20 protein-coding genes, 1 tRNA gene and 1 riboswitch are annotated in these 26,177 nt (G+C 71.6%); of the genes, 16 read left to right on the plus strand and 5 right to left on the minus strand.

The features are described 5' to 3' along the window. Window positions 1-34: 34 nt before the first annotated feature. The 3 genes from ACZ7HQ_RS21340 to ACZ7HQ_RS21350 form a co-directional block, all read right to left on the minus strand. Complete coding sequence (locus ACZ7HQ_RS21340; protein WP_470991956.1) at window positions 35-1,771, minus strand: M48 family metallopeptidase; 1,737 nt, start codon at window positions 1,769-1,771, stop codon at window positions 35-37. 69 nt (window positions 1,772-1,840) lie between these two features. Beyond that, window positions 1,841-2,551 carry a hypothetical protein gene (locus ACZ7HQ_RS21345; RefSeq protein WP_470991959.1) on the minus strand — a complete coding sequence of 237 codons (711 nt, stop codon included), beginning with the start codon at window positions 2,549-2,551 and terminating at the stop codon, window positions 1,841-1,843. 102 nt (window positions 2,552-2,653) lie between these two features. Next, window positions 2,654-3,364 carry a hypothetical protein gene (locus ACZ7HQ_RS21350; RefSeq protein ID WP_470991964.1) on the minus strand — a complete coding sequence of 237 codons (711 nt, stop codon included), beginning with the start codon at window positions 3,362-3,364 and terminating at the stop codon, window positions 2,654-2,656. 189 nt (window positions 3,365-3,553) lie between these two features. Here ACZ7HQ_RS21350 and ACZ7HQ_RS21355 point away from each other — a divergent pair, with 189 nt between their 5' ends. From ACZ7HQ_RS21355 to ACZ7HQ_RS21420, 14 genes are all read left to right on the plus strand, one after another. After that, on the plus strand, window positions 3,554-5,860 hold the full coding sequence (locus ACZ7HQ_RS21355; RefSeq protein ID WP_470991969.1) for an N-6 DNA methylase: 2,307 nt from the start codon (window positions 3,554-3,556) through the stop codon (window positions 5,858-5,860). 166 nt (window positions 5,861-6,026) lie between these two features. Beyond that, the gene (locus ACZ7HQ_RS21360) at window positions 6,027-6,692 is read left to right on the plus strand and encodes a hypothetical protein (protein ID WP_470991972.1); all 666 of its coding nucleotides are present in this window, start codon (window positions 6,027-6,029) and stop codon (window positions 6,690-6,692) included. 38 nt (window positions 6,693-6,730) lie between these two features. Next, entirely contained in the window at window positions 6,731-8,221 is a 1,491-nt protein-coding gene (locus ACZ7HQ_RS21365; protein WP_470992276.1) for a protein kinase domain-containing protein, read from the plus strand. 136 nt (window positions 8,222-8,357) lie between these two features. Further along, window positions 8,358-9,008: a SurA N-terminal domain-containing protein gene (locus ACZ7HQ_RS21370; RefSeq protein WP_470992279.1), complete on the plus strand. Its 651-nt coding sequence runs from the start codon at window positions 8,358-8,360 to the stop codon at window positions 9,006-9,008. Between the two features lie 123 nt (window positions 9,009-9,131). Continuing rightward, a complete protein-coding gene (locus ACZ7HQ_RS21375) occupies window positions 9,132-10,193 on the plus strand; it encodes a nucleoside triphosphate pyrophosphohydrolase (RefSeq protein WP_470991975.1) in 1,062 nt (353 codons plus the stop codon). Next, window positions 10,190-11,500 (plus strand): cytochrome P450 family protein, encoded by a 1,311-nt coding sequence (locus ACZ7HQ_RS21380; protein ID WP_470991978.1) that lies wholly within the window; start codon window positions 10,190-10,192, stop codon window positions 11,498-11,500. The genes ACZ7HQ_RS21375 and ACZ7HQ_RS21380 overlap by 4 nt, the downstream gene beginning before the upstream one ends. Before the next feature lie 150 nt (window positions 11,501-11,650). Next, the gene (locus tag ACZ7HQ_RS21385; protein ID WP_470991980.1) at window positions 11,651-12,739 is read left to right on the plus strand and encodes a transglycosylase family protein; all 1,089 of its coding nucleotides are present in this window, start codon (window positions 11,651-11,653) and stop codon (window positions 12,737-12,739) included. Between the two features lie 182 nt (window positions 12,740-12,921). Beyond that, a riboswitch (cyclic di-AMP (ydaO/yuaA leader) is annotated at window positions 12,922-13,095 on the plus strand. Between the two features lie 4 nt (window positions 13,096-13,099). Continuing rightward, entirely contained in the window at window positions 13,100-13,789 is a 690-nt protein-coding gene (locus ACZ7HQ_RS21390; protein ID WP_470991983.1) for a transglycosylase family protein, read from the plus strand. 293 nt (window positions 13,790-14,082) lie between these two features. Beyond that, window positions 14,083-15,390 (plus strand): phosphopyruvate hydratase, encoded by a 1,308-nt coding sequence (eno, locus tag ACZ7HQ_RS21395; protein ID WP_470991987.1) that lies wholly within the window; start codon window positions 14,083-14,085, stop codon window positions 15,388-15,390. A 116-nt stretch (window positions 15,391-15,506) separates the two neighbouring features. After that, window positions 15,507-15,983, plus strand: a complete 477-nt coding sequence (locus ACZ7HQ_RS21400) for an FtsB family cell division protein (RefSeq protein WP_470991991.1) — start codon at window positions 15,507-15,509, stop codon at window positions 15,981-15,983. 52 nt (window positions 15,984-16,035) lie between these two features. Then, window positions 16,036-16,572, plus strand: a complete 537-nt coding sequence (locus ACZ7HQ_RS21405) for a DUF501 domain-containing protein (protein ID WP_470991995.1) — start codon at window positions 16,036-16,038, stop codon at window positions 16,570-16,572. Then, window positions 16,569-17,537 (plus strand): Ppx/GppA phosphatase family protein, encoded by a 969-nt coding sequence (locus ACZ7HQ_RS21410; protein ID WP_470991998.1) that lies wholly within the window; start codon window positions 16,569-16,571, stop codon window positions 17,535-17,537. The genes ACZ7HQ_RS21405 and ACZ7HQ_RS21410 overlap by 4 nt, the downstream gene beginning before the upstream one ends. Before the next feature lie 508 nt (window positions 17,538-18,045). After that, complete coding sequence (locus ACZ7HQ_RS21415) at window positions 18,046-19,425, plus strand: NAD(P)/FAD-dependent oxidoreductase (RefSeq protein ID WP_470992001.1); 1,380 nt, start codon at window positions 18,046-18,048, stop codon at window positions 19,423-19,425. Window positions 19,426-19,625: 200 nt separating this feature from the next. Beyond that, window positions 19,626-20,918: a class I SAM-dependent methyltransferase gene (locus ACZ7HQ_RS21420; RefSeq protein ID WP_470992004.1), complete on the plus strand. Its 1,293-nt coding sequence runs from the start codon at window positions 19,626-19,628 to the stop codon at window positions 20,916-20,918. An 81-nt stretch (window positions 20,919-20,999) separates the two neighbouring features. Here the strand turns inward: ACZ7HQ_RS21420 and ACZ7HQ_RS21425 are convergent, their stop codons facing one another. Then, window positions 21,000-23,528: an ABC transporter permease gene (locus tag ACZ7HQ_RS21425; RefSeq protein WP_470992007.1), complete on the minus strand. Its 2,529-nt coding sequence runs from the start codon at window positions 23,526-23,528 to the stop codon at window positions 21,000-21,002. Further along, a complete protein-coding gene (locus ACZ7HQ_RS21430; RefSeq protein WP_470992010.1) occupies window positions 23,528-24,298 on the minus strand; it encodes an ABC transporter ATP-binding protein in 771 nt (256 codons plus the stop codon). The genes ACZ7HQ_RS21425 and ACZ7HQ_RS21430 overlap by 1 nt, the downstream gene beginning before the upstream one ends. A gap of 414 nt (window positions 24,299-24,712) precedes the next feature. On the opposite strand from ACZ7HQ_RS21430, the gene ACZ7HQ_RS21435 reads away from it, so the two are divergent. Together ACZ7HQ_RS21435 and ACZ7HQ_RS21440 are read left to right on the plus strand one after the other, a co-directional pair. Beyond that, a tRNA-Leu gene (locus tag ACZ7HQ_RS21435) sits at window positions 24,713-24,799 on the plus strand. Between the two features lie 132 nt (window positions 24,800-24,931). Beyond that, on the plus strand, window positions 24,932-26,107 hold the full coding sequence (locus ACZ7HQ_RS21440; protein ID WP_470992013.1) for a 4-hydroxybenzoate 3-monooxygenase: 1,176 nt from the start codon (window positions 24,932-24,934) through the stop codon (window positions 26,105-26,107). Window positions 26,108-26,177: the final 70 nt, after the last annotated feature.

Here is a 26,177-nt window from a genome sequence, read left to right on the forward strand (position 1 = left end):
CGGTGAGTCTGTCGGACGAGGGCAGCGAAGGCTGTCAGGACAGAAGAGGGGGCGGGGGGCCGCCGAGCAGCAGAGCGCGCAGTGGCGCCGTGCGGGGTGGATCGGCGACCGCGTGGTCCAGGGCCTCCTCCAGCGCCTCGGCGAACCCGTCGGGTGCCACCCGGCGCACCGGCGGACCAGCCCAGCACAGCTCCCACCGGCACAGCCCCGCGTCCAGCGTGGTGAGCAGGGCCAGGTGGCGCAGGGCCGAGCGCAGGGCCGTTCTGGCGAACTCGCGCGCCACACGGCCACTGCTTCGGCCCGCCTCCTGTGACTTGGGCAGCCGCTCGGCGACGTCGTACAGCAGGCCGTGGTCGATCAGGACCAGGAGGTGTTCGAGGTGGGGGACGCCGGGCGGGGCGACGACACCCCTCGCACCGGCCACCTCGGCCATGGCCTCCAGCAGCGGCCCCGCTCCGCGCGCCCAGGTCACGCGACGGGTCTGCGAGGGCAGTTCGGCCCAGGGCACCCGCCGCCCGGACAGCGCCTGAGGGCTCAGTACGGCCCGCTCCAGGTCGGCGAGGAGGCGGTCGGGCGCCCGGAGCAGCGCGGACGCGGGGCGGCGTACGAACGCGGGGGCCCGTCCGTCGTCGGGGAGCGCCTCCAGCGCCGCGATGCGGTCGGCCGTGGGCGGGTGGGTGTCATAGGGAGACCTCGCCCGGGGCGTCTCCCCCGGGAGCGGCTCCTCGGCCAGTGCCTTCAGTTCCGCCCGGCGGGTGTCGTCCGCGAGCAGGAGGGCGAGCCCGCCGTGGAACTGGCCCTCCGGCGGCAACAGGCCGGCCTCCCGGCCCAGCAGGGCGTACCCGGTCACGTAGAGGTCGTCGGCCGCTTCGAGCACGGGGATGCGGCGCAGTGCGGCGGCCGTGGTGTCCCGTCCGGCGATCCGGGCGGCCATCAGATCGGCCGCGTACTCCTGGCGACGGCTGACGGCCTCGGTCAGACGGAGGCACAGACCGGCGTACGCGGAGAAGACGATGGCCAGATAGTGGTCGGGACCCCGCCGGGGCTCCCGCCTCACCGGCGGCGGCTTGCCTGCCGCCCGGCGCCGCGCGGCCCGTGCCGCGAACGCCGCCTTCTGCCCGGCCTCCTCGACGGCGGCCCGGTGCCGCAACGTGAGCACGGTGTCCAGCAGCCTGCTGCGCAGTGCCCACAGCAGGCCGCCCAGCCGGGTGTCGTCGTGCGCGTAATGCCCCAGCTCGTGCGCGAGGACGGCGTCCAGTTCGTCCTCCGGCAGGCCGATCAGCAGCGCCACACCGAGGAAGAGCCGCCGTTCGCCCGCGACCAGCCCGAGCCACTGGGCGTCCTCCTGGACCATGGCATTGGCCCCCGTGATCACCCGTATCTCCGTGGGCGGCCGGGTGCCCACCCGCTCGGCCAGGTCCTGCACGCGCCGCCACAGCTCCGGCTGCTCCTGCGGCGTCAGCGACAGACCGGACGGGCCGTCCCGCCCATCCCCCCGGCCACGGCTGAGCAGGACGACGCGCACCACGCACCAGGCGACCGCCAGTGAGCCCAGGTAGCCCTCCAGAGCCATGACCGTGAAGCCGGAACCCCGGGCCAGGACGACGTCCAGGACCGCCAGCGCGGCGAGGACGAGCAGGGCCAGCAGGTAGAACCCGATCAGCAGGCCGAGTGCGAGCGCGGCGCGCAGCGGGGTCGCGGGCACGCCACGGCCCCGTACGGCGGCTTCCTCGGCGGTTGCCCGGCCGACGGGGCGGGACGTCGGACGCATCTGCATCCTTCACAGGGACGGAACGGTCGGGGGAGTGGAACGCCGGTGGTCAGGCCTGGCCGACCGGCTTCACCCCTTCTTCAGCGCCGCGAGGACCGTCTTCGTCACCTTCTGCGCTGCCGCGGCGCCGTTGTCGCTGCCCGCGGTGGACAGCACGGTGACCACGGACCTGTTCGAGCGAGCGGCGATCAGCGTCTGGCCGTTCTGCCAGTGGCCGCTCGTCAGCGTCATCGTGTAGGCCTCGTCACCGAGTCCGTCCGTGGCCGTGCCGGTGACCTTCACCTTGGCGTGGTCGTCGGTGTTCGTGTACGTGGCGCACTCGGCGGCCACGGTCCGCAGGCCCTTCATGACCGTGGCCGCGGTGGTGCCCTGGAAGGCGTCGATCTCCTGGGCCACGAGCTCGGTCTGGTCCTTGTTCGCGTAGTCGTCCTGCGCGAACGACACGCCCCCCTTGTAGCCGCTCACCTGGATCCACGAGGTGGTCTCCAGCCTCGTGCAGTCCGGCTTCGCGGTCTTCCTGCCCGACGGGGAGAGGAACCGGCCGCCGCTGTCCGCGGAGCCGTCGGCCTCCCGGGTGAGTCCGGACGGGAAGGCCGACGCGGGTGCCAGCGCCTCCTTCAGCTGCGTACCGGTGGCGAGACCGGCGTTCAGGTCCTCCGCCTTGGCCGGCTTGGCGCTCGCGCCCCCGGTGCCGGAGGAGGAACCGGAGGAGCAGGCGGTGAGGGCCAGCGGGAGCGCCACGACGGCGAGCAGCGTGGCGACGCGGGGAGAGAGGTGCATGACAGTCCTTAACAGGGGTGGGTGTGACAGGTGAGCGGTGGTGGGGGGTGCGTGGGGGTGGTGCGTGGGGGGTGGTGTGAGGGTGGCCGAGAGCCGGCCGGCTCAGGCCGCCTTCTTCCAGGCGCCGCAGCCGCTGGTCTTGAAGTAGGCGTCGCCCGGGCTGATGGTGACCACGGCCGAGCCGGTCACGTCGTTGTTGGCGATGATCGAGTCCAGCCCGTGCTCGGCGTCCCTGGTGCGCTCCCAGTAGCAGGAGTCGTCCTTGTTGCCGGTCGACCTGTACGTGCCCGGCGCGATGTCCGTGCCGACCTTGTACATGCCTCCGTTGCCGTCCATCGACGTGGCGGGGGTGCCCTTCGCCTTGGGGCCGACTGCCTCCCAGTCCTTGCAGCCGCTGGACTTGAAGATCTTGTCGGTGGCCTTGACGGTCACGTAACTCGTGCCGCTGACGTTGTCGTTGGCCAGCAGCGAGCTCGTCTCGCCCTTGGCGTCCTTGGCGCGCTCCCAGTAGCACATGTCGTCGCTGTTGCCGGTCGTGCGGTAGGTGCCCGGCTTCACGTCCGAGCCGACCTGGAACTCGCCGTCGCCGGCGATGGCGGCCTTCCGCTTCCCGGCCGCCGACGCGCTTTTCGAGTCCTTCGTGCCCTTGGCGCCGCCGGGCGTGTGCCCGGCGGAGGCGGCGGAGCCCTTGCCGCTGCCGCTCGAACCGCCGTCCTTGCCGTCGCTGCCGCCGCTGCCGGCGTTCGCGGACACGGCACCGATGACGACGAGTCCCACGACGGCGCCCAGCGCGACCTTGGTCTTCGTACCCATGGCGAATCCCCTCCCCAGAGCGGCGGCCTCCCCCTCCGGTGGCTGCTCGTTCGCTGGGTCAATAAGAGCAGAGCCTGTGAACCGAGTCAACACGGTTCACAGAGTCGAATGTGTACACGGGCGTGAATGCAGGGATCTTGTGTACGCCGGTATGCTCGGCGCACACACGGGACGAGGGGAGCGGGGCCGGTGCAGGACAACGCGACAGAGGTGACCGCAGCCGGAATCGCCAGGCTCGCCGGAGTGGGCCGGGCCGCCGTGAGCAACTGGCGCCGTCGGCACGCCGACTTTCCCAAGCCGGTCGGCGGCACCGAGACCAGCCCGTCCTTCGCGCTCACCGAGGTCGAGACCTGGCTGCGCAAGCAGGGCAAACTCGCCGAGGTCCCGCTGCGGGAACGCGTCTGGCAGCAACTCGTGGGGCACCCCGAGGGCCCCCTGACCGCCCTGGTGCACGCGGGGCAGGTGCTCCTGCTGATCCACGAGCGCCCCACCGTCTGGCTCGAGGCGAGCGCCGGTTCCGACGCACGCCTGGCCGCGATGCTGCCCGGCGCGCTGGAGCAGGTGCTGACATCGCGCTTCGGCGTTACGCCGGGCCGGGCAGTTCACAGGGGCCGAGCTGCGGATGGGGCCCGGGCTGTGAACACGTCCGGCGACGCAGAGGGTGTGAACCCACCCGGTGACGCAGGGGGTGTGAACCCACCCGGTGACGCGGAAGGTGTGAACCCGTCCGGCGGCGCGGACCGTGTGAACACCGCGCCGAGCACGCCCGCTGTGAACGGAGGCGCTACGGCACCTGCTGTGAACGCCTCAGTCACCCCCAGCCGCACCCCCACCGACACTCAGACCCCCACCCCCACCCCGGTCCCCACCCCCGCCCTCCGCACCCCCTCCGGCCCCCAACTCCTCCTCTCCGCCCCGCTCCTGCGCGGCGCGGCCGAGCTGGCCGCCGAGCTGGGGGCACGGCAGGCCTTCGAGTTCCTGCTGGGCCGGCATCTGGACGCCAACCCCCGCCAGTACACGCTCACCCCGGCCGACCTCGCCGGTCTCATGGCCGACCTCGCCGGCCCCGCCCGTACCGTCCTGGACCCCGCCTGCGGCACCGGTGCGCTGCTGCGGGCCGTCGACATCCGCCCCGGCCAGGAGCTGTACGCCCAGGACAGCGCGTCCGACCTGGCCGCGCTCACCGCGCTGCGCCTCGCGCTGCACTCCCGGGCCACCGTGCACGCCGCCGCGGGCGACACCCTGCGCGCCGACGCCCACCCGGAGCTGCGCGCCGACGCGGTGCTGTGCCATCCGCCGTTCAACGAGCGCAACTGGGGCCACGACGAACTGGCCTACGACCCCCGCTGGGAGTACGGCTTCCCGGCCCGCACCGAGTCCGAACTGGCCTGGGTGCAGCACGCGCTGGCCCGGCTGGCCGACGGAGGCTTCGCCGTCCTGCTCATGCCGCCGGCCGCCGCCTCCCGCCGTTCCGGGCGCCGGATCCGCGCCGACCTGCTGCGCCGGGGCGCGCTCAGGGCCGTGGTCGCGCTGCCGGTCGGGGCGGCACCGCCGTACAACATCCCGCTGCACGTGTGGGTGCTGCGCCGGCCCGACCGGACGCCCGCGGCGCCCGAGGTACTGCTCGTGGACACCGGGAGGTTCGCCGGGGAGGGGCGTGGCGGGCCGGACTGGGCGGCGGTGCGGGAGGCCGTCCTGGACGCCTGGCGTGCCTTCGAGCGCGCGGGGCGGCCGGCGGAGCGGCCGGGGCTCGCCCGGTCCGTGCCGGTCATCGAACTCCTCGACGACGACGTCGACCTGGCTCCCGCCCGGCATCTGCCGCCGGCCGCCGTGGCCGACGGCGCCGAGCAGCTCACGGTGGTGCGCGAGCGCCTCGGCGCGACCCTGAGCCTGACCGCCGGCCTGACCCCGCCGCCCGCCGCCCCGGCGCCGGGCGCGCGCTGGCCGCTCACCACCCTCGGTGAGCTCGCGCGTGGGGGTGCGCTGGTGATGCGCACCGGCGGAAACGGCGGCCACGTGCGCGTGCCCGTGCTCACCGACCACGACGTCCTCGCCGGCACGGCACCCTCCGGGACGCTGCCCGAGAGCGAGGAGGAGGCCGTTCTGACCGAGCCGGGCGACGTCGTCGTACCGGTGCTGGGCGGTGGCTCGGTGGCGCGCGTGATCGACGAGGCGACGGGGGGCGCCGCCCTGGGGCGCAACCTCGTCCTCCTGCGCCCTGATCGCACGGCGCTCGACCCGTGGTTCCTCGCCGGCTTCCTGCGCGGCACCGCGAACAACCGGCAGGCCAGCAGCTACGCCTCCACCGCGACCCGGCTCGACGTGCGCCGCCTGCAGCTGCCCCGGCTGCCGCTGGACGAACAGCGGCGCTACGGCGCGCGGTTCCGTGCACTCGACGAGTTCGAGCGGGCGCTGCGCCACGCGAGCCGGCTCGGGGAGCAGCTCGTGCGCGGGATGTACGACGGCCTCACCGACGGTACGGTGGCGGCCGACTGATCGCCGGTGTGGGCAGGACAACGGTTCGGTACAACCGGGACGCTTGTCCGTGTCCTTGTCCGTGTCGGGTCATATGCTCGAAGCGACAATCGCACGACCGGCGTTCTCCGCCCGAAGGAGCGCGCCGGGCGGGCACGTACGCCCACATCAGGCATCAGGAGCAGCCATGCAAGGCCACGGCTACGGACAGCCGCTGAAGCAGCCGCCGCACACCGCGTGGCTGGTTCTGCTGCGTGTGCTGTTCGTGGCGATCGGGTTCTTCGCCATCGGCCTGCTGTCCTGGGTGATGCTGCTGCGGCTGGCGATCGTCACCCGACGGTCGCTGGACTGGGGCCTGTTCGTGGCCGCGCTGGTCGCCGACATCCTCAGCCTGGTGCTGATAGGCACCGAGTCCGGCGACGACGTGCACACCCCGGGCGGCTACTTCGGCATGTTCCTGCTGCTCGGCACGCTGGTGGCCGCGACCGCGTACTACCTCGCCGCGGACATCCGGCACTTCGCGCTGCGGCAGCAGGCCCACGCGGCACAGCGCAGCGGGCAGGCCGGATACGCCTATCCCGGCCCCACGCACCCGTACCCGCCGGCGACCGTCCCGACGGGGCCGATCGGACAGGCGGGCCGCGACACGCCCTTCCCGCCGGCCCCGGCCGCCCCGCACACCCCGCCCCCGATGCCGCACACACCCGTGCCCCAGCGGCCGCCGGCCACCCCGCCCCCGCCGCAGCGCCCGGCGCCCAGCCACATCGACCAGGTGCGTGCCGAACTGGACGAGCTGAGCGACTACCTGCGCCGGCATGACGGCCGGCACGGCAGCCACGAGGGCGGAAGGTGAGCGTGGCGGCAGGACGCGTGGTCGCCGGCCGGTACGAACTGTCCACGCTCATCGGGCAGGGCGGCATGGGCCAGGTGTGGACGGCGTACGACCGGCGGCTGGACCGGCGGGTGGCGGTGAAGCTGCTGCGGCCCGACAAGGTGGCGGGCCAGGAGGCGGACGAGCTGCGCCGCCGGTTCCTGCGCGAGTGCCGGGTGACCGCACAGGTGGACCACCCCGGTCTGGTGACGGTGCACGACGCGGGCAGCGAGGGCGAGGAGCTGTTCCTCGTCATGCAGTACGTCGACGGCGCTGACCTGTCCGACCATCTCGCCGAGCACGATCCGTACCCGTGGCCGTGGGCGGTCGCGGTGGCCGCGCAGCTGTGCGCCGTGCTGAGCGCCGTGCACGCCGTGCCGATCGTCCACCGCGACCTCAAGCCGCGCAACGTGATGGTCAAGCAGGACGGCACGGTCACGGTCCTCGACCTGGGCGTGGCCTCGGTGATGGACACCGACACCACGCGCCTGACGCACACCGGCTCCCCGATCGGCTCGCCCGCCTACATGGCGCCGGAGCAGGCGATGGGCGGCGCGGTCGGCCCGTACACCGATCTGTACGCGCTCGGTGTGCTGATGCACGAACTGCTCAGCGGTGACGTGCCGTTCGCGGGCTCGACGGCGCTCGGGGTGCTGCACCGGCACCTGTACGAGCCCCCGGTGCCCGTGCGCCGGATCCGCTCCGAGGTCCCCGAGGCGCTGGAGACGCTCGTGCTGCGGCTGCTCGCCAAGGACCCGCAGCACCGGCCGGCGTCCGCGCAGGAGGTGTACGAGGACCTGGCGGTGCTTCTGCCCGCGCGCGGGACGCCCACCGGGGCGCCCCTGGACCCGACTCGCCCCTTCCTGCGCCCGCACGCCCCCTGGCCGGACCGTGCGCGGACCCCCGCGCCCCAGCCCGCCCCTGTCGCTCCGGTCCCACCGGTGGCGGAGAAGCCCGACGTCGCCGCCGCCGTGGACGAGGTCAAGCGGCTGCTCGGGGAGGGGCGCATCACCCAGGCCGTGGACATCCTGGGCGCGATCCTGCCCGCCGCCGCCGAGCAGCACGGCGAGCACTCCCCGGTGGTGCGCACGCTCCGCAAGCAGTACGCGGCCACGCTCATGGACGACGGCCAGTACCGGCGCGCGCTGCCCGAACTGCGCCGTCTCGCCGGCGAACGCGCCGCCGAGGCCGGCCAGGCCGACCCCCAGTCCCTGCGCTACCGCTACGAGGCCGCGCAGTGCCTGGAGCAGCTGGGCGAACCGGCGGCGGCGCTCGCCGAGTACCGCGCGCTGCTGCCGTACTACGAGAACCAGTACGTCTCCGGCGACCCCCAGCTCGCGCACGAGGTGCGCCGGCGTATCGGCCATCTGCTGCTCGCCCTCGGCGACCGGCCGTCCGCCCACGACACCCTCGCCCGGCTGCTGATGGACGTGGAGCGGCTGCACGGCCCCGGTCACCCGATGGCCCTGGAGATCCGGCGCACCCTGCAGTGGCTGGGGCAGGTGCGCTGAGCCGACTCGGTGGTGCGGCGGTGCCCCAAGCGCGTGCGAATCGTTGGTCGAATGGGTTGGCCCGCGCCCGCCCACTCCCTACCATCGATCACGCAAGACTTTGTGCACCGTCGCACAATCTCCCTTGGAGGTCTCCTTGCACCGCCGCCGCACCGCGCTCGTCCTCACCGCCGCGATCGCCGCCGCGGCACCCCTGCTGACCGCCTGTGGAAGCGATGCGCATCCGGGGGCGGCGGCCGTCGTCGGAGGGCAGCGGATCACCGTCGCCCAGCTGCAGAGCCGGGTCGACGAGGTCCGCAGGGCCCAGCGGGCCGCGGTCCCGGACGAGACCCAGTACCAGCAGGTGCTCGCCTCCACCAGCAGCCTCACCCGGGACACCCTGCACAACATGGTCCTCGACCGGGTGCTGCACCGCGCCGCACAGGACGCGGGCGTCACGGTGACCCGCAAGGAGGTCCAGCGGATGCGCGCGGGCCTGGAGCAGCAGGCCGGCGGCGCCAAGGGGCTCCAGGCCGCCTGGCTGCAGAAGTACGGCATCGCCCCCGCCCACCTCGACGAGAACCTCCGCCTCCAGCTGGAGGCGCAGAAGCTGGCCAAGCAGCTCGGCAGCGACACCAGCCAACCCGAGTTCTGGAAGGCGCTGTCCAAGGCCTCCCAGGAGCTCCGCATCGACCTCAACCCGCGCTACGGCACCTGGAACGTGCAGAAGAGCAGCCGCGTGGACGCGAAGACGCCGTGGGTGCGGGAGGTCACGGCGGCGGGCGGCGGGCAGCCGGTGACGGCCTAGCACGGCCGGCACGGCCGGGCCGGGCGCCGTGGCCGGACACGCGTCGGTCATACGATCACACGATCGTCCCCGCCCTGTGGACAACCGAATCCGCCGCCTGCCGCCGTGGGTTACGTTCGGATCGTGAACGCATCCAGCTCCGACCTCGCCGCCACGACCGACCCCGGTCGCATCGTCCTGCTCACCACCAGCCACCGCGTCGCCCCCGGCTTGCTGTCCTGGCCCGCCTGGCAGGCACTGCGCGCCGCCGACGCCGTGCTGTGCGCGGACGGAGCGCATCCGCAGCTGCCGTATCTGCGCGAGGCCGGGACAGCGGTGGAGGAGGCGTCCCCCACCGCGCAGGAACTGGTCGACGCCTGCGCCGGCGGGCGGACCGTGGTGGTCGTGGCCACCGGTGAGGGAGAGCCCGCGCTCACCGACGGCCTGGCCCGCCTGGCCGGCTCGGGCCGCGTCTCCATGCCGGAGCTGGAGCTGCTGCCGGCTTCCTACGACCTGCCGGGCGCCCGCCTGCTGGACCTCGTGCAGGTCATGGACCGCATCCGCGCCGAATGCCCCTGGTCGTCCCGGCAGACCCACGAGGGCCTCGCCAAGTACGGCATCGAGGAGGCGTACGAGCTGGTCGAGGCGATCGAGGCCGGCGACCGCCAGGAACTGCGCGAAGAGCTGGGCGACGTCCTGCTCCAGGTGATCTTCCACGCCCGGATCGCCGAGGAGCACCCGGAAGCGCCGTTCTCCGTCGACGACGTGGCCGGCGGCATCGTCGCCAAGCTCGTCCACCGCCACCCGCATGTCTTCGGTGACGAGAAGGCCGAGACACCGGAGGACGTCAAGGCGCACTGGCTGCGCACCAAGGCCGAGGAGAAGCGGCGCACCTCGGTCACGGAGGGCGTTCCGCTCGCCCAGCCCGCGCTGGCCCTCGCCGCCAAGCTCGCCTCCCGCGCCCGCACCGCGAAGCTGGACGTCCCGCTGCCCCGCGGCGAGGGGATCGGGTACGAGCTGCTCGCGCTGGCGGTCCGTGCCGAGGCGGCGGGCGCGGACCCGGAGGCGGCCCTGCGGGCGGCGGCCCGGGCGTACCGGGAGGCGATCCGGGAGGCGGAGGGCGCCGGGCCGGAGGCTGCGGGCGCGGTCGGCGGCGGCCACCGGGACGCGGAGGCCCACCCGAGTCCGGATACGGTCGAGGAGTGACCGACCAGCACCACCCCCAGGCCGCTCGCGGCCCCGCCCCGGAATCGGCTCCCACCCTGTTCACCTGGGAGTTCGCCACCGACCCCTACCCCGCCTACGCCTGGCTGCGCGAGCACGCCCCGGTGCACCGGACACGGTTGCCCAGTGGGGTCGAGGCCTGGCTGGTCACCCGGTACGCCGATGCCAAGCAGGCCCTGGCCGACCAGCGGCTGAGCAAGAACCCGGCGCACCACGACGAGCCCGCGCACGCCAAGGGCAAGACCGGCATCCCCGGCGAGCGCAAGGCCGAGCTGATGACCCATCTGCTGAACATCGACCCGCCGGACCACACCCGGCTGCGCCGGCTGGTCAGCAAGGCGTTCACCCCGCGCCGGGTCGCCGAGTTCGCGTCGCGCGTGCAGGAGCTGACCGACCACCTCATCGACGGGTTCGCCGAGAAGGGCTCGGCCGACCTCATCCACGAGTTCGCCTTCCCGCTGCCCATCTACGCCATCTGCGACATGCTCGGTGTCCCGCGCGAGGACCAGGACGACTTCCGGGACTGGGCGGGCATGATGATCCGCCACGGCGGAGGGCCGCGGGGCGGCGTCGCCCGGTCCGTCAAGAAGATGCGCGGCTATCTCGCCGAGCTGATCCACAAGAAGCGCGAGGCGCTGCCCGCCGAACCGGCGCCCGGCGAGGACCTCATCTCCGGCCTCATCCGCGCCTCTGACCACGGCGAGCACCTCACCGAGAACGAGGCCGCGGCGATGGCGTTCATCCTGCTGTTCGCCGGCTTCGAGACGACCGTCAACCTCATCGGCAACGGCACCTGCGCGCTGCTCACCCACCCCGAGCAGCGCCGGCGGCTGCAGGACTCCCTGGCCGGGCGGGAATCGGGCCTGCTGGAGACCGCGGTGGAGGAACTCCTGCGCTACGACGGCCCGGTGGAGCTGGCCACCTGGCGGTTCGCCACCGAGCCGCTCACCATCGGCGGCCAGGACATCGCGGCGGGGGATCCGGTGCTCGTGGTGCTCGCGGCGGCCGACCGGGACCCGGAGCGGTTCGCCGACCCGGACGTGCTGGACCTCGCCCGCCGGGACAACCAGCACCTCGGGTACGGCCACGGCATCCACTACTGCCTCGGCGCACCGCTCGCCCGGCTGGAGGGCCAGACCGCGCTCGCCACGCTCCTCACCCGGCTGCCCGACCTCAGGCTCGCGGCCGATCCGGCCGACCTGCGCTGGCGCGGCGGGCTCATCATGCGCGGCCTGCGCACGCTGCCCGTGGAGTTCACACCGGAGTCCGGCAAAGCCGTAGAACGGTGAACATCAGGGACGTTCAACTCTGTGATCTTCACGTGATCTGCGCGGCATTAACTTGTGACAAGTGATCGTCTGCCGATACGTTCACCCATCAGCGTGGCGAGGTATTTCAGCGCGCCGCGCCGCTCCTGCTGTCGCACGAAAGGCTTCCGCATGCTCTCCGGGAACGGTCGTCACCGTCGCCCCCGTCAGGCTCCGGCCCTCCTCGTCGCGGCCGGAGTGACCGGCTCCGCCATCGCCATCCCGTTGCTCGGCGCCGCGAGCGCCAACGCCGCCGACGGCACCACGTGGGACAAGGTCGCCGAGTGCGAGAGCGGCGGCTCCTGGAGCGCGAGCACCGGGAACGGCTACTACGGAGGCCTGCAGATCTCGCAGGACGACTGGGGCAAGTACGGCGGCACGCAGTACGCCGACAGCGCCGACCAGGCCAGCCGCTCGCAGCAGATAGCCGTCGCCGAGAAGATCCTCGCCGACCAGGGCACCAAGCCGTGGGCCATGTGCGCGCTGACCGCCGGCCTGACCTCCGACTCCGCTTCGGTCGACGTCGACACCGGCGTCGGGGGCTCCGGCGGCACCGCCGGGCCGGGCGACACGTCCGGCTCGGCCGACAGCTCCGACTCGTCCGGTCTGCCGGATTCATCCGCATCCGGTTCCGGCTCGGACTCCAACTCCACGTCCGGCACGGACTCCTCGGGTTCGGATGCCTCCGGCTCCTCGTCCGACGCGAGCACCACCCCGGCCCCGAGCCCGAGCCGCCAGGACACCAAGGCCCCGGACGCGACCGAGGGTCCGACCGGGACCAGCACCCCCAAGTCCGACAAGACTGACAAGTCCGGCTTGACCGGAAGTGGCGGCTCGCGGGGGAGTGACAGCGCGCCCTCGGTGCCCCCCGGTACCGACGAATCGGACAATTACCAGCAGCCTGCCGGTTCTTGGAGTCTGATCGACACCGGTGCGCTCAGCAGTGGCGGGCGTCACCGCGGCGGCAGCGCGGATGAAAGTGCGGACGAAAGCGCGACAAACGGTCAGAACGCCGCTTCTTCGGGCCGTCACGCCGGCCGCGCGGCCAGCACCTACACCGTGCGCGAGGGGGACACCCTCGCCTCCATCGCCGACTCCCTTGGCGTCGACGGCGGATGGCGCGCGCTCTATGACGGGAACAAGAGCGTCATCGGCGCCGACCCGAACCACATCGCGGCCGGTCAGACCCTGGACATCGGTTCTGAAACGGTCCAGAAGTAGCGGCAGTTGACACCCCGTTTCGCCGCTGATGTCCGTTTCGGTGAAAGTGTGGGATGAGTCTCAGAAGCCCTGATCGTCTTTGAAATTCCCTCGATCACCTGTCTACGGTCAAGGCCGCTCGTCACCACGAGCCCCGGCATCCGCAACGCCGAATCCTGCCAGCGGTTGCCCGGGAACAGTCGTCGCGTCAAGCGCCGTGGGCAGGAGCGGGGGACCCAAGGTAAGTGCCGGTCCCGGCGGTTGACGCCGGTACCGGCTGGGGGTGAAGCCGCACCTCGCGAGAGCGAGCGTGCGGCCGGGCAACTCAACCGGCCCGAACCCGACAGCTCACCTCGCAGGCGTCGGTGAGGGGATCGATCCATGCTGTTCACCGGCAAGGGCAAGCACCGCCGTCCGTCCAAGGCCACCCGCGTCATCGCTCTCGCCGGCGTGACCGGCGCCGCCGTCGCCGCCCCGCTGATGGCGGCCGGCAACGCCTCCGCCGCCACCGCCTCCGAGTGGGACGCCGTCGCCCAGTGCGAGTCCGGCGGCAACTGGTCCATCAACACCGGCAACGGCTTCTACGGCGGTCTGCAGTTCTCCGCCTCCACGTGGGCCGCGTACGGCGGCACCGCCTACGCCTCGCAGGCCAACCAGGCCACCAAGGCGCAGCAGATAGCCGTCGCCGAGAAGGTCCTCGCCTCCCAGGGCAAGGGCGCCTGGCCGGTCTGCGGCACGGGCCTGTCGAGCGCCGCCTACAACGGCTCCGCGCCCAGCACCCCCTCGAAGAGCACGGCGCCGAGCACCACCACCCGCTCCACCGGCACGCAGGCCGCCTCCCGCTCCGCCGAGCGCACGGCCCCGTCCGCGAGCAAGACCGTCACCACCCCGACCGGCAAGAAGGTCAAGAAGGGCGACGGCGAGTACAAGGTCGTCAAGGGTGACACCCTTAGCACCATCGCCGAGAAGCACCACGTCCAGGGCGGCTGGCAGAAGCTGTTCAAGCTGAACAAGGACATCGTCGAGGACGCGAACCTCATCTACCCGGGCCAGCAGCTGCACCTGAAGTAGGCGCGGCGGCCCTCGGGTCCGCCCCCCGGTCCCCACGGGCTCCCCGCCCCGGCGCGTGTTCCCCCGTACGCGCCGGGGCGGGGTCTTTTTCTGTGTGCCCCGCGTGTTTCCCCGCTCTTCACCCCCACCCCCCTTTGTTCCGCTCATGAACAATGGGTACCGTCTGCGTGTCCCTCCCCGTCCACGGGGCGGTCGGTCGGTGGCTGATCCCCTGGAGACGGTTAGGCTCTAGTCGCAAGGCAGCGCCGTAAGGCACACCGCCCCGCACTTCCAGCGTCACATCCAAGAAGGAGATGCTCGTGCCGTCCATCGACGTCGTCGTAGCCCGGGAAATCCTGGACTCCCGAGGCAACCCCACGGTCGAGGTCGAGGTCGGCCTCGACGACGGCAGCACGGGTCGTGCCGCCGTCCCGTCCGGCGCCTCGACCGGCGCCTTCGAGGCCATCGAGCTGCGCGACGGTGACCCCAACCGTTACCAGGGCAAGGGCGTCGAGAAGGCCGTCCTCGCCGTCATCGAGCAGATCGGCCCGGAGCTGGTCGGCTACGACGCCACCGAGCAGCGCCTGATCGACCAGGCCATGTTCGACCTGGACGCCACCGACAACAAGGGCTCCCTCGGCGCCAATGCCATCCTCGGCGTCTCCCTCGCCGTCGCCCACGCCGCCTCCGAGGCGTCCGACCTCCCCCTCTTCCGCTACCTGGGCGGTCCGAACGCGCACCTGCTGCCGGTGCCGATGATGAACATCCTCAACGGCGGTTCGCACGCGGACTCCAACGTGGACATCCAGGAGTTCATGATCGCCCCGATCGGCGCGGAGTCCTTCTCCGAGGCCCTGCGCTGGGGCACCGAGGTCTACCACACCCTCAAGAAGGTGCTGAAGGGCAAGGGCCTGTCCACCGGCCTCGGCGACGAGGGCGGCTTCGCCCCGAACCTCGGCTCCAACCGCGAGGCCCTCGACCTCATCCTCGAGGCCATCAAGGAGGCCGGCTACGTCCCCGGCCAGCAGATCGCCCTCGCGCTCGACGTGGCCGCCTCCGAGTTCTACAAGGACGGCACGTACCTCTTCGAGGGCAAGGAGCGCTCCGCCGCCGAGATGACGGAGTACTACGAGGAGCTCGTGGCGGCCTACCCGCTCGTCTCCATCGAGGACCCGCTGTTCGAGGACGACTGGGCCGGCTGGAAGGTCATCACCGACCGTCTGGGCGACAAGGTCCAGCTGGTCGGCGACGACCTGTTCGTCACCAACCCGGAGCGCCTGGCCCGCGGCATCGACGAGGGCACCGCCAACGCCCTGCTGGTCAAGGTCAACCAGATCGGCTCGCTGACCGAGACCCTGGACGCCGTCGAGCTGGCCCAGCGCAACGGCTTCAAGTGCATGATGTCCCACCGCTCCGGCGAGACCGAGGACGTCACCATCGCCGACCTGGCCGTCGCCACCAACTGCGGCCAGATCAAGACCGGCGCCCCGGCCCGCTCCGAGCGCGTCGCCAAGTACAACCAGCTGCTGCGCATCGAGGAGATCCTCGACGACGCCGCGGTGTACGCCGGCCGCAGCGCCTTCCCGCGCTTCCGCGGCCACGCCGAGGTCTCCAAGGGCTGACCTCCACCGGGCTAAGTCTTAGCCAGTCATACGTACGTCCCCGTACCCGGTCCCGTACCGTGTCCGGGGACGTACGCACGTGTGAAGCGCAAGGCAAAGGGGAGGCGGAGAGCCACATGGCCGTGAAGGACCGCGACCGTTTCTCCACCACGACGAGGCTGCGGCTGCTCGGCGAGCAGACGGCGGCCCGGGTCTACCGCTCCCAGACCAGACGGCAGGCCCGCCGCTCCCGGCTCACCGGCCGGGCGGCGCTGCTGGCGCTGGTGCTGTGCACGATGATCGTCGCCCTCGCCTACCCGATGCGGCAGTACGTCTCCCAGCGCGCGGAGATCGCCGACCTCCAGCGCCGGCAGGAGCAGGCCCGCAAGCGGGTCGAGCAACTGCGCGACCTCAAGGCACGGTGGCAGGACGACTCCTACGCCGAGCAGCAGATCCGGCGCCGGCTGCACTACGTCAAGCCAGGCGAGACCGGGTACGTGGTCGTCGACCCGGGCGCGGCCAAGCAGTCCCGTGCCGACCTCGGGGCCGCCCACCGGCCCTGGTACGCGAACGTCTGGGACGGGGTCGACAAGTCCGACGCCTCCGACCAGTGAGCAGTAACGCCGGCCTTTGGCCGTAACCGACAGAAAGCTTCGAAGAGCAGTCATGGAAACGCCCCCGCCCCGCACTTCGCGCACCGAGCCCACCGACGCGGACGTCGAGGCCTTCAAGCAGCAGCTGGGCCGCCCGCCGCGGGGCCTGCGGGCCATCGCGCACCGCTGCCCGTGCGGCCATCCGGACGTCGTGGAGACCGCCCCGCGGCTGCCCGACGGCACCCCCTTCCCGACGCTGTACTACCTCACGTGCCCGAAGGCGTCCTCCGCCATCGGCACGCTGGAGGCGAACGGCGTGATGAAGGAGATGACCGAGCGGCTGCGGACCGATCCCGAGCTGGCCGCCGCCTACCGGGCCGCGCACGAGGACTACATCCGGCGCCGGGACGAGATCGAGGAGCTGAAGGGCTTCCCGAGCGCGGGCGGCATGCCGGACCGGGTCAAGTGCCTGCACGTCCTGGTGGCCCACTCGCTGGCCGCCGGCCCCGGTGTGAACCCACTCGGCGACGAGGCGCTCGCCATGCTGCCGGAGTGGTGGCGCAAGGGTGCCTGCGTGACGCTGGAGAACCCCGAGGGGGCCGAGCAGTGACCCGTGTGGCCGCCATCGACTGCGGTACGAACTCCATCCGGCTGCTGGTCGCCGACGTCCATCCCGAGACCGGTGAACTCGTCGACCTGGACCGCCGTATGACGATCGTGCGGCTCGGCCAGGGCGTCGACCGCACCGGCCGGCTCGCCCCTGAGGCACTGGAGCGCACGTTCGCGGCCTGCCGCCAGTACGCGGCCCTGATCAAGGAGCACGGTGCCGAGCGACTCCGTTTCGTGGCCACCTCCGCCTCCCGCGACGCCGAGAACCGGGACGACTTCGTGCGCGGCGTGGTGGACATCCTCGGGGTCGAACCGGAGGTCATCACCGGCGACCAGGAGGCCGAGTTCTCCTTCACCGGTGCGACCAGGGAGCTGACGGGGCGGGCGGACCTCACCAAGCCGTACCTCGTCGTGGACATCGGCGGCGGCTCCACGGAGTTCGTCGTGGGCGAGGAGCACGTCCGGGCGGCGCGGTCGGTGGACGTCGGCTGTGTGCGGATGACGGAGCGTCACCTGGTGCGGGACGGCAAGGTCTCCGACCCGCCCACCGAGGAGCAGATCGCCGCGATAAGGGCCGACATCGAGGCCGCCCTGGACCTCGCGGAGCAGACGGTGCCGCTGCGCGAGGCGCACACCCTGGTGGGCCTGGCCGGCTCGGTCACCACCGTCTCGGCGATCGCCCAGGACCTGCCGGACTACGACTCCGCGCGCATCCACCACTCCCGGATCTCCCACGACCGCGTCCGCGAGATCACCGAGTGGCTGCTGCGCTCCACGCACGCCGAGCGCGCCGCGGTCGCGTCCATGCACCCCGGCCGGGTCGACGTCATCGGCGCGGGCGCCCTGGTGCTGCTCGCGATCATGGAGCGGATCGGCGCGGAGGAGGTCGTGGTGAGCGAGCACGACATCCTCGACGGCATCGCCTTCACGGTGGCGGAAGAGGCGGAAGCGGCGCACTCGGACTGACCGTCGAAGGGCGGCGGGCAACAGGGAGGGAGCCGGGCGGAAGAGCTCTTCGGGCGGCCGCCGGCTCTCTTTTATTACCTGCCGGTAGCATTCGACTGAGCAGGTCGGACACCGTTTGAGCGTCGCACCTCGGCCCTTGGAGGCGCCCCGGCGACATGGCGTCAGGAAAGTTCGTGAAGTTCTTCACAAGGAATTCGGCCCGGTCGGGGTGCGGAAGAGTGTCCGTTGGCCCTTCCGGGGGGCGAAGAGGCCGTTGAACATGTTCAGATAGGGGGTGTGGGGCACCTGCGGATCGCGTGTCGACGAGGGTGTTGCGAACGGCTCACACGCCGGTTCGCGCTCGAGAGAGGCAGCTCACGCGGCATTGACAACGGCCCCGGGGGTGCTGCGGTTCCCTTCGCCCGCCATGACCTGCGTCACGCGAGTCGCGGAGTGTAGCACAGGGCCTGTCGGACCTTGTGAAGGGGCGCACGAGCGACCCCTCCGGAGCAGGTGGATACTCGATGGCATGAGCACCACGGAGCGTCCCAGGATCCTCGTAGTAGGCGGTGGGTACGTAGGCCTGTACGCAGCTCGGCGCATTCTCAAGAAGATGCGCTACGGCGAGGCGACCGTCACGGTCGTCGACCCCCGGTCGTACATGACCTACCAGCCCTTCCTCCCCGAAGCCGCCGCCGGCAACATCTCCCCTCGCCATGTCGTCGTCCCGCTGCGGCGCGTGCTGCCGAAGGCGGAGGTCCTCACCGGTCGGGTCACCACCATCGACCAGGACCGCAAGGTCGCCACGATCGCCCCGCTGGTGGGCGAGGCGTACGAGCTGCCCTTCGACTACCTCGTCATCGCGATGGGCGCGGTCTCCCGCACCTTCCCGATCCCCGGCCTCGCCGAGCAGGGCATCGGCATGAAGGGCATCGAGGAGTCCATCGGCCTGCGCAACCACGTCCTCGAGCAGCTCGACAAGGCCGACTCGACCAACGACGAGGAGATCCGCCGCAAGGCGCTCACCTTCGTCTTCATCGGCGGTGGCTTCGCGGGCGCGGAGACCATCGGCGAGGTCGAGGACATGGCCCGGGACGCGGCCAAGTACTACAAGAACGTGTCCCGCGACGACATGCGCTTCATCCTCGTCGACGCCGCCGACAAGATCCTGCCCGAGGTCGGTCCCAAGCTCGGCCAGTACGGCAAGGAGCACCTCGAGGGCCGCGGTGTGGAGATCTACCTCTCCACCTCCATGGACTCCTGCGTGGACGGCCACGTCGTGCTGAAGAACGGCCTCGAGGTCGACTCCAACACGATCGTGTGGACCGCCGGCGTCAAGCCGAACCCGGCCCTCGCCCGCTTCGGTCTGCCGCTCGGCCCGCGCGGCCACGTCGACTGCGAGCCCACGCTCCAGGTCAAGGGCACGGACTACATCTGGGCCGCCGGCGACAACGCACAGGTCCCGGACCTCGTCGGCCGCAAGGCGGGCAACGAGAACGCCTGGTGCCCGCCGAACGCCCAGCACGCGCTGCGCCAGGCCCGCGTCCTCGGCGACAACGTGATCTCCGGTGTGCGGGGCTTCCCGCAGAAGGAGTACGAGCACGCCAACAAGGGTGCGGTCGCCGGTCTCGGCCTGCACAAGGGCGTGGCGATGATCGTCATGGGCAAGATGAAGATCAAGCTCAAGGGCCGCCTCGCCTGGTACATGCACCGTGGCTACCACGGCATGGCGATGCCGACCTGGAACCGCAAGATCCGCGTCTTCGCCGACTGGACGCTCGGCATGTTCCTCAAGCGCGAGGTCGTCTCCCTGGGCGCCATGGAGAACCCGCGCGAGGAGTTCTACGAGGCCGCCAAGCCGGCCCCGGTGGCCGCCGCCAAGACCGAGGAGAAGGCCAAGGCCTCCTGACCTTTGACGGTCGCTGAAACACCCGAAGGACCTCCTGCCATCCGTGGTGCGGGAGGTCCTTCGGCGTTCCCGGACCATCATGTGCGTGGCCGATACAACGGTTTTGCTCAGTTGTAACTCCTTTGCGGGACTGTGCGGAACTGCAGACGGTGTTTACGTGGTTACCGGCATCCGGGATCGTCGTCTTGGAGGTGTGCGCCATGGCCGACGCCGCGTCGCGGCTGAGGAGTCTTGCCGAGCAGCTGCTGGGAGCCCCGCTCCCGGTCCGGCTGCGGGCCTGGGACGGATCACAGGCGGGGCCGCCGGGCGCGCCTGCGCTCGTCCTGCGCAACCGCCGCGCCCTGCGCCGCATGTTGTTCAAGCCGGGCGAGCTGGGCCTCGTCCGCGCCTGGGTCTCCGGCGACCTGGGCATCGAGGGGGACCTGTACACCGTGCTCGACGTGATGACGGGCCTGGTGTGGGAGCGGGGCGAGGACGCCCGGGGGCCGGCCGAGGCCCTGCGTGACCCCGCCGTACGGGCCGCCGTCCGGGAGTTGCTGAAGCTGGCGGGGCCCCCGATCCCGCCCGCCCCACCGCGCGAGGAGGTCCGCAGACCGCGCCGGCACCTGCACACCCGGCACACCGACAAGCGGGCCATCAGCCACCACTACGACGTCGGCAACGACTTCTACGAGCTCGTCCTCGGCCCGTCGATGGTGTACTCCTGTGCGTACTGGGAGGACACCGGCAGCCTGGAGACCGCCCAGCGCGACAAGCTCGAACTCGTCTGCGCCAAGCTGGGCCTGAAAGACGGTCAGCGACTGCTGGACGTCGGCTGCGGCTGGGGTTCGATGGCCGTCCACGCGGCCCGCGAGCACGGCGTGAGCGTCGTCGGGATCACGCTGTCGCAGGAGCAGGCCGCCTACGCCCGTAAGCGCGTCGCCGACGAGGGGCTGACCGACAGGGTGGAGATCCGGGTCCAGGACTACCGGGACGTCCGGGACGGCCCCTTCGACGCGATCTCCTCCATCGGCATGGCCGAACACGTCGGTGCCGAGCGGTACCTGGAGTACGCGCAGCAGCTGTACGGTCTGCTCACACCCGGTGGCCGGCTGCTCAACCACCAGATCGCCCGACGCCCGCGGCGCGACGAATCGGCCTACGAGGTAGACGAGTTCATCGACGCGTACGTCTTCCCCGACGGCGAACTCGCCCCCATCGGCACCACGGTCACCCAGCTGGAGAGCGCCGGGTTCGAGGTGCGGGACGTGGAGTCGATCCGCGAGCACTACGCCCGCACCCTGCGCCGCTGGGTCACCAACCTGGAGGCGGACTGGGGCCGCGCCGTCCGTCTGACCAGCCCCGGCCGGGCCCGCGTCTGGCGGCTGTACATGGCCGCCTGCGCGCTGGCCTTCGAACGCAACCGGATCGGCGTCAACCAGGTCCTGGCGATCCGTACCCCGGATTCCGGCGCCTCCGGCCTGCCGCTGCGCCCGCGCACCTGGCACGGCTGACCCGGCCGACAGGGCCGACCCGGCCGACACGGCAAGGGCCCCCGTTCCGCGACCGGAACGGGGGCCCTGACCGTCGTACGGCTACTCGGCCTTGATCGCCGCCAGCATGTTCAGCCTGGCCGCGCGCCGGGCCGGCCACAGGGCGGCCAGGATGCCGACCAGACCCGCCAGCAGCAGGAAGACCGCCATCCGGCCCCAGGGCAGGACCAGTTCGTACGTCGGCATCTTCGTGCCCAGCAGCTGACCGGCCGCCCAGCCGAAGAACACCCCCAGGCCGATGCCGAGCACCCCGCCGAACAGCGAGATCACCAGGGACTCCAGGCGCACCATCCGCTTGACCGCCCGGCGGTCCAGGCCGATCGCACGCAGCATGCCGATCTCCTGGGAGCGCTCGAAGACCGACATGGCCAGGGTGTTGATGACCCCGAGGACCGCGACGATCACCGCCATGCCGAGCAGGCCGTAGAGCATGTTCAGCATCAGCGTGAACGTCTTCGCGATGGCGTTGGAGATGTCCTGCTTGTCCTGGACCCTGATGGCCGGGTTGGAGTCGAGGGCCTTGACCAGCTTGTCCTTGGTGGCGCTGGAGGTGCCGCCCGCGGTCTTGACCATGACGTCGCTGTCGGCCGGGTGGCTCAGGTGCGGAGTGAGGGCCTTGTTGTCGACCAGGATCTCCTTGAACATCTCGTTGCCCCGGTAGACGCCGGCGACCGTCAGCTTCTGCCGCTTGCCGTCCTCGTAGTGCACGGTGAAGACCGAGCCGGCCCTCCAGCCGTGCGCCTTGGCGGTGTCCTCGTCCACGGCGACCCGGGAGCCGCTCACCTCGAAGGTGCCCTGCTTCGTCTCCAGATGGGTCAGTGCGCCGATCGCCGAGCCGTTGACGCCGGTCAGCAGCTCGCTGGAGCCGTCGATCCGGGAGACGGCGCGGCGCACGGGGCTGCTGGCGGTCACGCCGTCGGTCGAGGCGAGCTTCGCCGCCACGTCGGGGGAGAGCGGGTCGCCGTTGGTCATCGAGACGACGTAGTCCGCGCGCAGCGACGAGCTGGCCATCTTGTCGATGGCGGTCTGCAGGCTGCCCGCCATCACCGTCATGCCGGTGATCAGCGTCAGGCCGATCATCAGCGCGGAGGCGGTGGCCGCCGTACGGCGCGGGTTGCGCACCGAGTTCTGCCGGGCCAGCTTGCCCGAGACCCCGAAGGCGCGCATGACCGGGGCGGCGGCCGCGATCAGCGGGCGGGACAGCAGCGGGGTCAGGATGAACACGCCGGTGATCAGCAGGACGGCGCCGATGCCCATCGGGCCCTGCGCCGAGTCGGCGTCCATGGACGTGGTCGCGAGGACCACCGCGACACCGGCCGCCGCGAACAGCGCGCCGAGCGTGTTGCGCAGCACCAGCGACTTCGTGGTGGCCTTGGCGTGGACGCTGCTCATCGCCGCCACCGGCGGGATCTTCGCGGCCCGGCGGCCGGGCAGCCAGGCGGCCAGCATGGTGATGAGGATGCCGACCGCGAGGGCGGTCACCACGGTGCCGGGGCTGATCGCCAGCGGTCCGTCCGGCACGCTCGCGCCGAAGGAGCCCAGCAGGGCCCTGAGGCCCGCGCCGATGCCGATACCGGCGGCGAGCCCCGTCACACCGGCGACCGCGCCGACCGCGAACGCCTCGATGAGCACCGAGCGGGTCACCTGGCGGCGGGAGGCGCCGACCGCACGCAGCAGGGCCAGTTCCCGGGTGCGCTGGGCGACCAGCATGGTGAAGGTGTTGGCGATGATGAACGTGCCGACGAACAGCGCGATACCGGCGAACACCAGCAGGCTCTGCTTCAGGCTGCTCATCGAGTCCGCGATCTGCTTCGCCTGGTCGTCGGCGAGCTGCTTGCCGGTGATGGTCTCCACCAGGTGGGACGGCAGGGCCTTGTCCAGCTCGGCCTTGAGCGCGGACTGGCTGGTGCCGGGCGCGGCCCTGACGTCGATCTCGTCGTAGGTGCCCTTCTTGCCGAACAGCTTCTGCGCCGTCGGCGTGTCGAACAGGGCCAGGCTGCCGCCCGCGGACACGTTGCCGTCGTCGGTGGTGAAGATGCCGGCGAGGGTCGGGGTGAGGACCGGGCCGTTCACCGACAGGCGCACGGTGTCACCGACCTCGTAGCCGGCCCGCTTCGCGGTCTTGGAGTCGAGCAGCACCTCGTCCGCGCCGTGCGGGGCGTGGCCGCCGACCAGCGGGTACCGGGCGTCCTTGGCGCCCCAGTAGTTGCCGCCCGCGGACTGCCAGTCGCCGCCGACCAGCTTGCCGTCCTGGTCGGCGACGGCCGTGAAACCGCTGACGACACCGGTCGCGGAGGCGGCGCCGGGGACCTTGCCGGCCTTGTCCAGCATGGCCCGGGTCAGGTCGGCCGTCCTGCCGACCTTGTCGCCCGTGGAGTCCTGGTACCCGGGCCGTACGGCGACGTCGACGTGGTCGAAGCCCTTGGCGGAGCTCTTCTGGTAGGCGTCGGAGATGGTGTTGGTGAAGACGAGCGTCCCGGAGACGAAGGCCACGCCGAGCATGACGGCGAGCACGGTCATCAGCAGCCGGGCCTTGTGCGCGAGGACGTTGCGCAGGGCGGTGCGGAACATCAGCTGGTACGGCCCTTCGCGTCGAACTGCTTCATGAGGTCGAGGACGGAGTCGGCCGTGGGGGCGTGCATCTCGTCGACGACCCGGCCGTCCGCGAGGAAGATCACGCGGTCGGCGTAGGCGGCGGCGACCGGGTCGTGGGTCACCATCACGACGGTCTGGCCGAGTTCGCGCACGGAGTTGCGCAGGAAGCCCAGCACCTCGGCGCCGGAGCGCGAGTCGAGGTTTCCGGTGGGCTCGTCACCGAAGATGATGTCGGGCTTGGAGGCGAGGGCGCGGGCGACGGCCACACGCTGCTGCTGACCGCCGGAGAGCTGCGAGGGCCGGTGGCTGAGCCGCCCGGACAGCCCCACCATCTGGATGACCTGGTCCAGCCACGCCCTGTCGGCCTTTCGGCCCGCGATGTCCATCGGGAGGGTGATGTTCTCCTGGGCCGTCAGCGTCGGCAGCAGGTTGAACGCCTGGAAGATGAAGCCGATCTTGTCCCGGCGCAGCTTGGTGAGCTGCTTGTCCTTCAGGGAGCCCAGCTCGGTGTCGCCGATGCGCACGGACCCGGAGGAGAAGGTGTCGAGGCCGGCCACGCAGTGCATCAGCGTGGACTTGCCGGAGCCGGACGGACCCATGATCGCGGTGAACTCGGCCTGCCGGAAGTCGACGGAGACCCGGTCCAGGGCGACCACCCGGGTCTCACCCTGCCCGTAGATCTTCGACAGCTCCGTGGCGCGTGCGGCCACGGCGGTGGTCCGGCCGGCGGTGGGTGTGGTGGTCACGGGAAGGTGCTCCTGTCGGGACGGCGTGTGTTCCATGGGGACCGCTCCATCGTCTCGGCGTCCGGGGCGCGTGTAGTCAGTCGCTGTTCCGGTTCCTGGGGGCGACTCGGGTCGGACGGCCGGACGCCGAGTCATACCTGGGGAGGACGGGCGACCCTGAGAAGGGGCGCGGCCGGACGGGTGCCGAAGGATGTCGAGAACGGGTGGAACACCCTCGTTCGGACGGTGAAATTCCGTCATTTCGCGTACGCGCGTACATCCGTCACGCCACGCTGTTGGCAAGTGCGGATGGCCCGTTCCCTGGGCTGATGCACCCTCAGACGTCAATAAAATAAGACAACATCGGTCCGCTCGTCCGCTGTTCGGGGGACGCGTCCCGATAGGCTCGAGCCTCGAAGCGGAGCCCCATGGCCTGCCCGGATGGTGGAATGCAGACACGGCGAGCTTAAACCTCGCTGCCCCTTCGCGGGCGTGCCGGTTCAAGTCCGGCTCCGGGCACCACCCGCGCCCCCGAGGCAGGGGTTCAGCGCGCGGCTCCTTCCTCATTGACATCGGATGCACCCCGGCGGAGACTCGGCCCAGCATCCAGTGAAGGGAATTTCACCAGGCGAACAGACGGAAGGGGCAGGGCCGATGCGCACCACCGTCGGGATCATCGGAGCGGGACCGGCCGGACTGCTGCTCGCACGGCTGCTGCACCGGGCCGGCATCGACTCCGTCGTCCTGGAGAGCCGCGACCGCTCCTACGTCGAGCACCGGCAGCGCGCCGGAATCCTGGAGCAGGGCACGGTCGACGTCCTGCGCGCGGCCGGCGCCGGCGAGCGGATGGACCGGGAGGGCCTGCGGCACGACGGCATCGAACTGCGCTTCGACCGCCGCCGGCACCGCGTCGACTTCCCCGCCCTGACCGGCGGGCGGTCGGTGACGGTGTACGCCCAGACCGAGGTCTGCAAGGACCTCATCGCCCTGCAGCTGAAGGAGGGCGGACCGCTGCTGTTCGGGGCGGAGGCGCTGGCGGTGGAGGGCGCGGACGGCGACCGGCCGCGCATCCGGTTCCGGCACCAGGGCCGCGAGGACGTGCTGGAGTGCGACTACGCCGTCGGCTGCGACGGCTTCCGGGGCGTGGCCCGGGAGGCCTTCCCGGCCGCCGTGTCCCGCGTGTTCGAGCGGACGTATCCCTACGCCTGGCTCGGCATCCTCGCCGACGTCCCGCCCTCGCACCACGAACTCGTCTACGCCCGCCACGACCGCGGCTTCGCCCTTCTCTCCATGCGCTCCCCCTCGGTGTCCCGCCTCTACCTCCAGGTGCCCGCGGGCACGGACGCCGGCGAGTGGACCGACGACGCGGTCTGGGCGGAGCTGGAGCGGCGCCTGGAGACGGATGACTGCTGGAGCCTGCGGCGCGGCCCCGTCACCCAGAAGTCGGTCACGCCCATGCGGTCCTTCGTCCACGAGCCGATGCGCCACGGCCGGCTCTTCCTCGCCGGTGACGCCGCCCACATCGTCCCGCCGACCGGCGCCAAGGGGCTGAACCTCGCCGTCGGCGACGTCGTCACCCTCGCCCGTGCCCTCACCCACCGGCAGGAGACCGGCTCCACGGACCTCCTCGACTCCTACTCCGCGACCTGTCTGCGCCGCGTCTGGCAGGCCGAACGCTTCTCCTGCGACATGACGACGATGCTCCACCCCGCCGTGGACGGCACGCCCTTCGACGTCCGCCTCCAGCGGGCCCGGCTGGACCGGATCACCTCCTCCCGTGCGGCCGAGACCGACCTGGCCGAGGGGTACACCGGGTTTCCGCTCGGTTAGACCGCATCGGTTAGGTCCCAGGTTCGTCAGGGAATGCGATCAGCCGTGGCCGGGAATCACCGGTCCACGT

It is taken from the genome of Streptomyces sp. NPDC037290 (genome assembly GCF_055603245.1).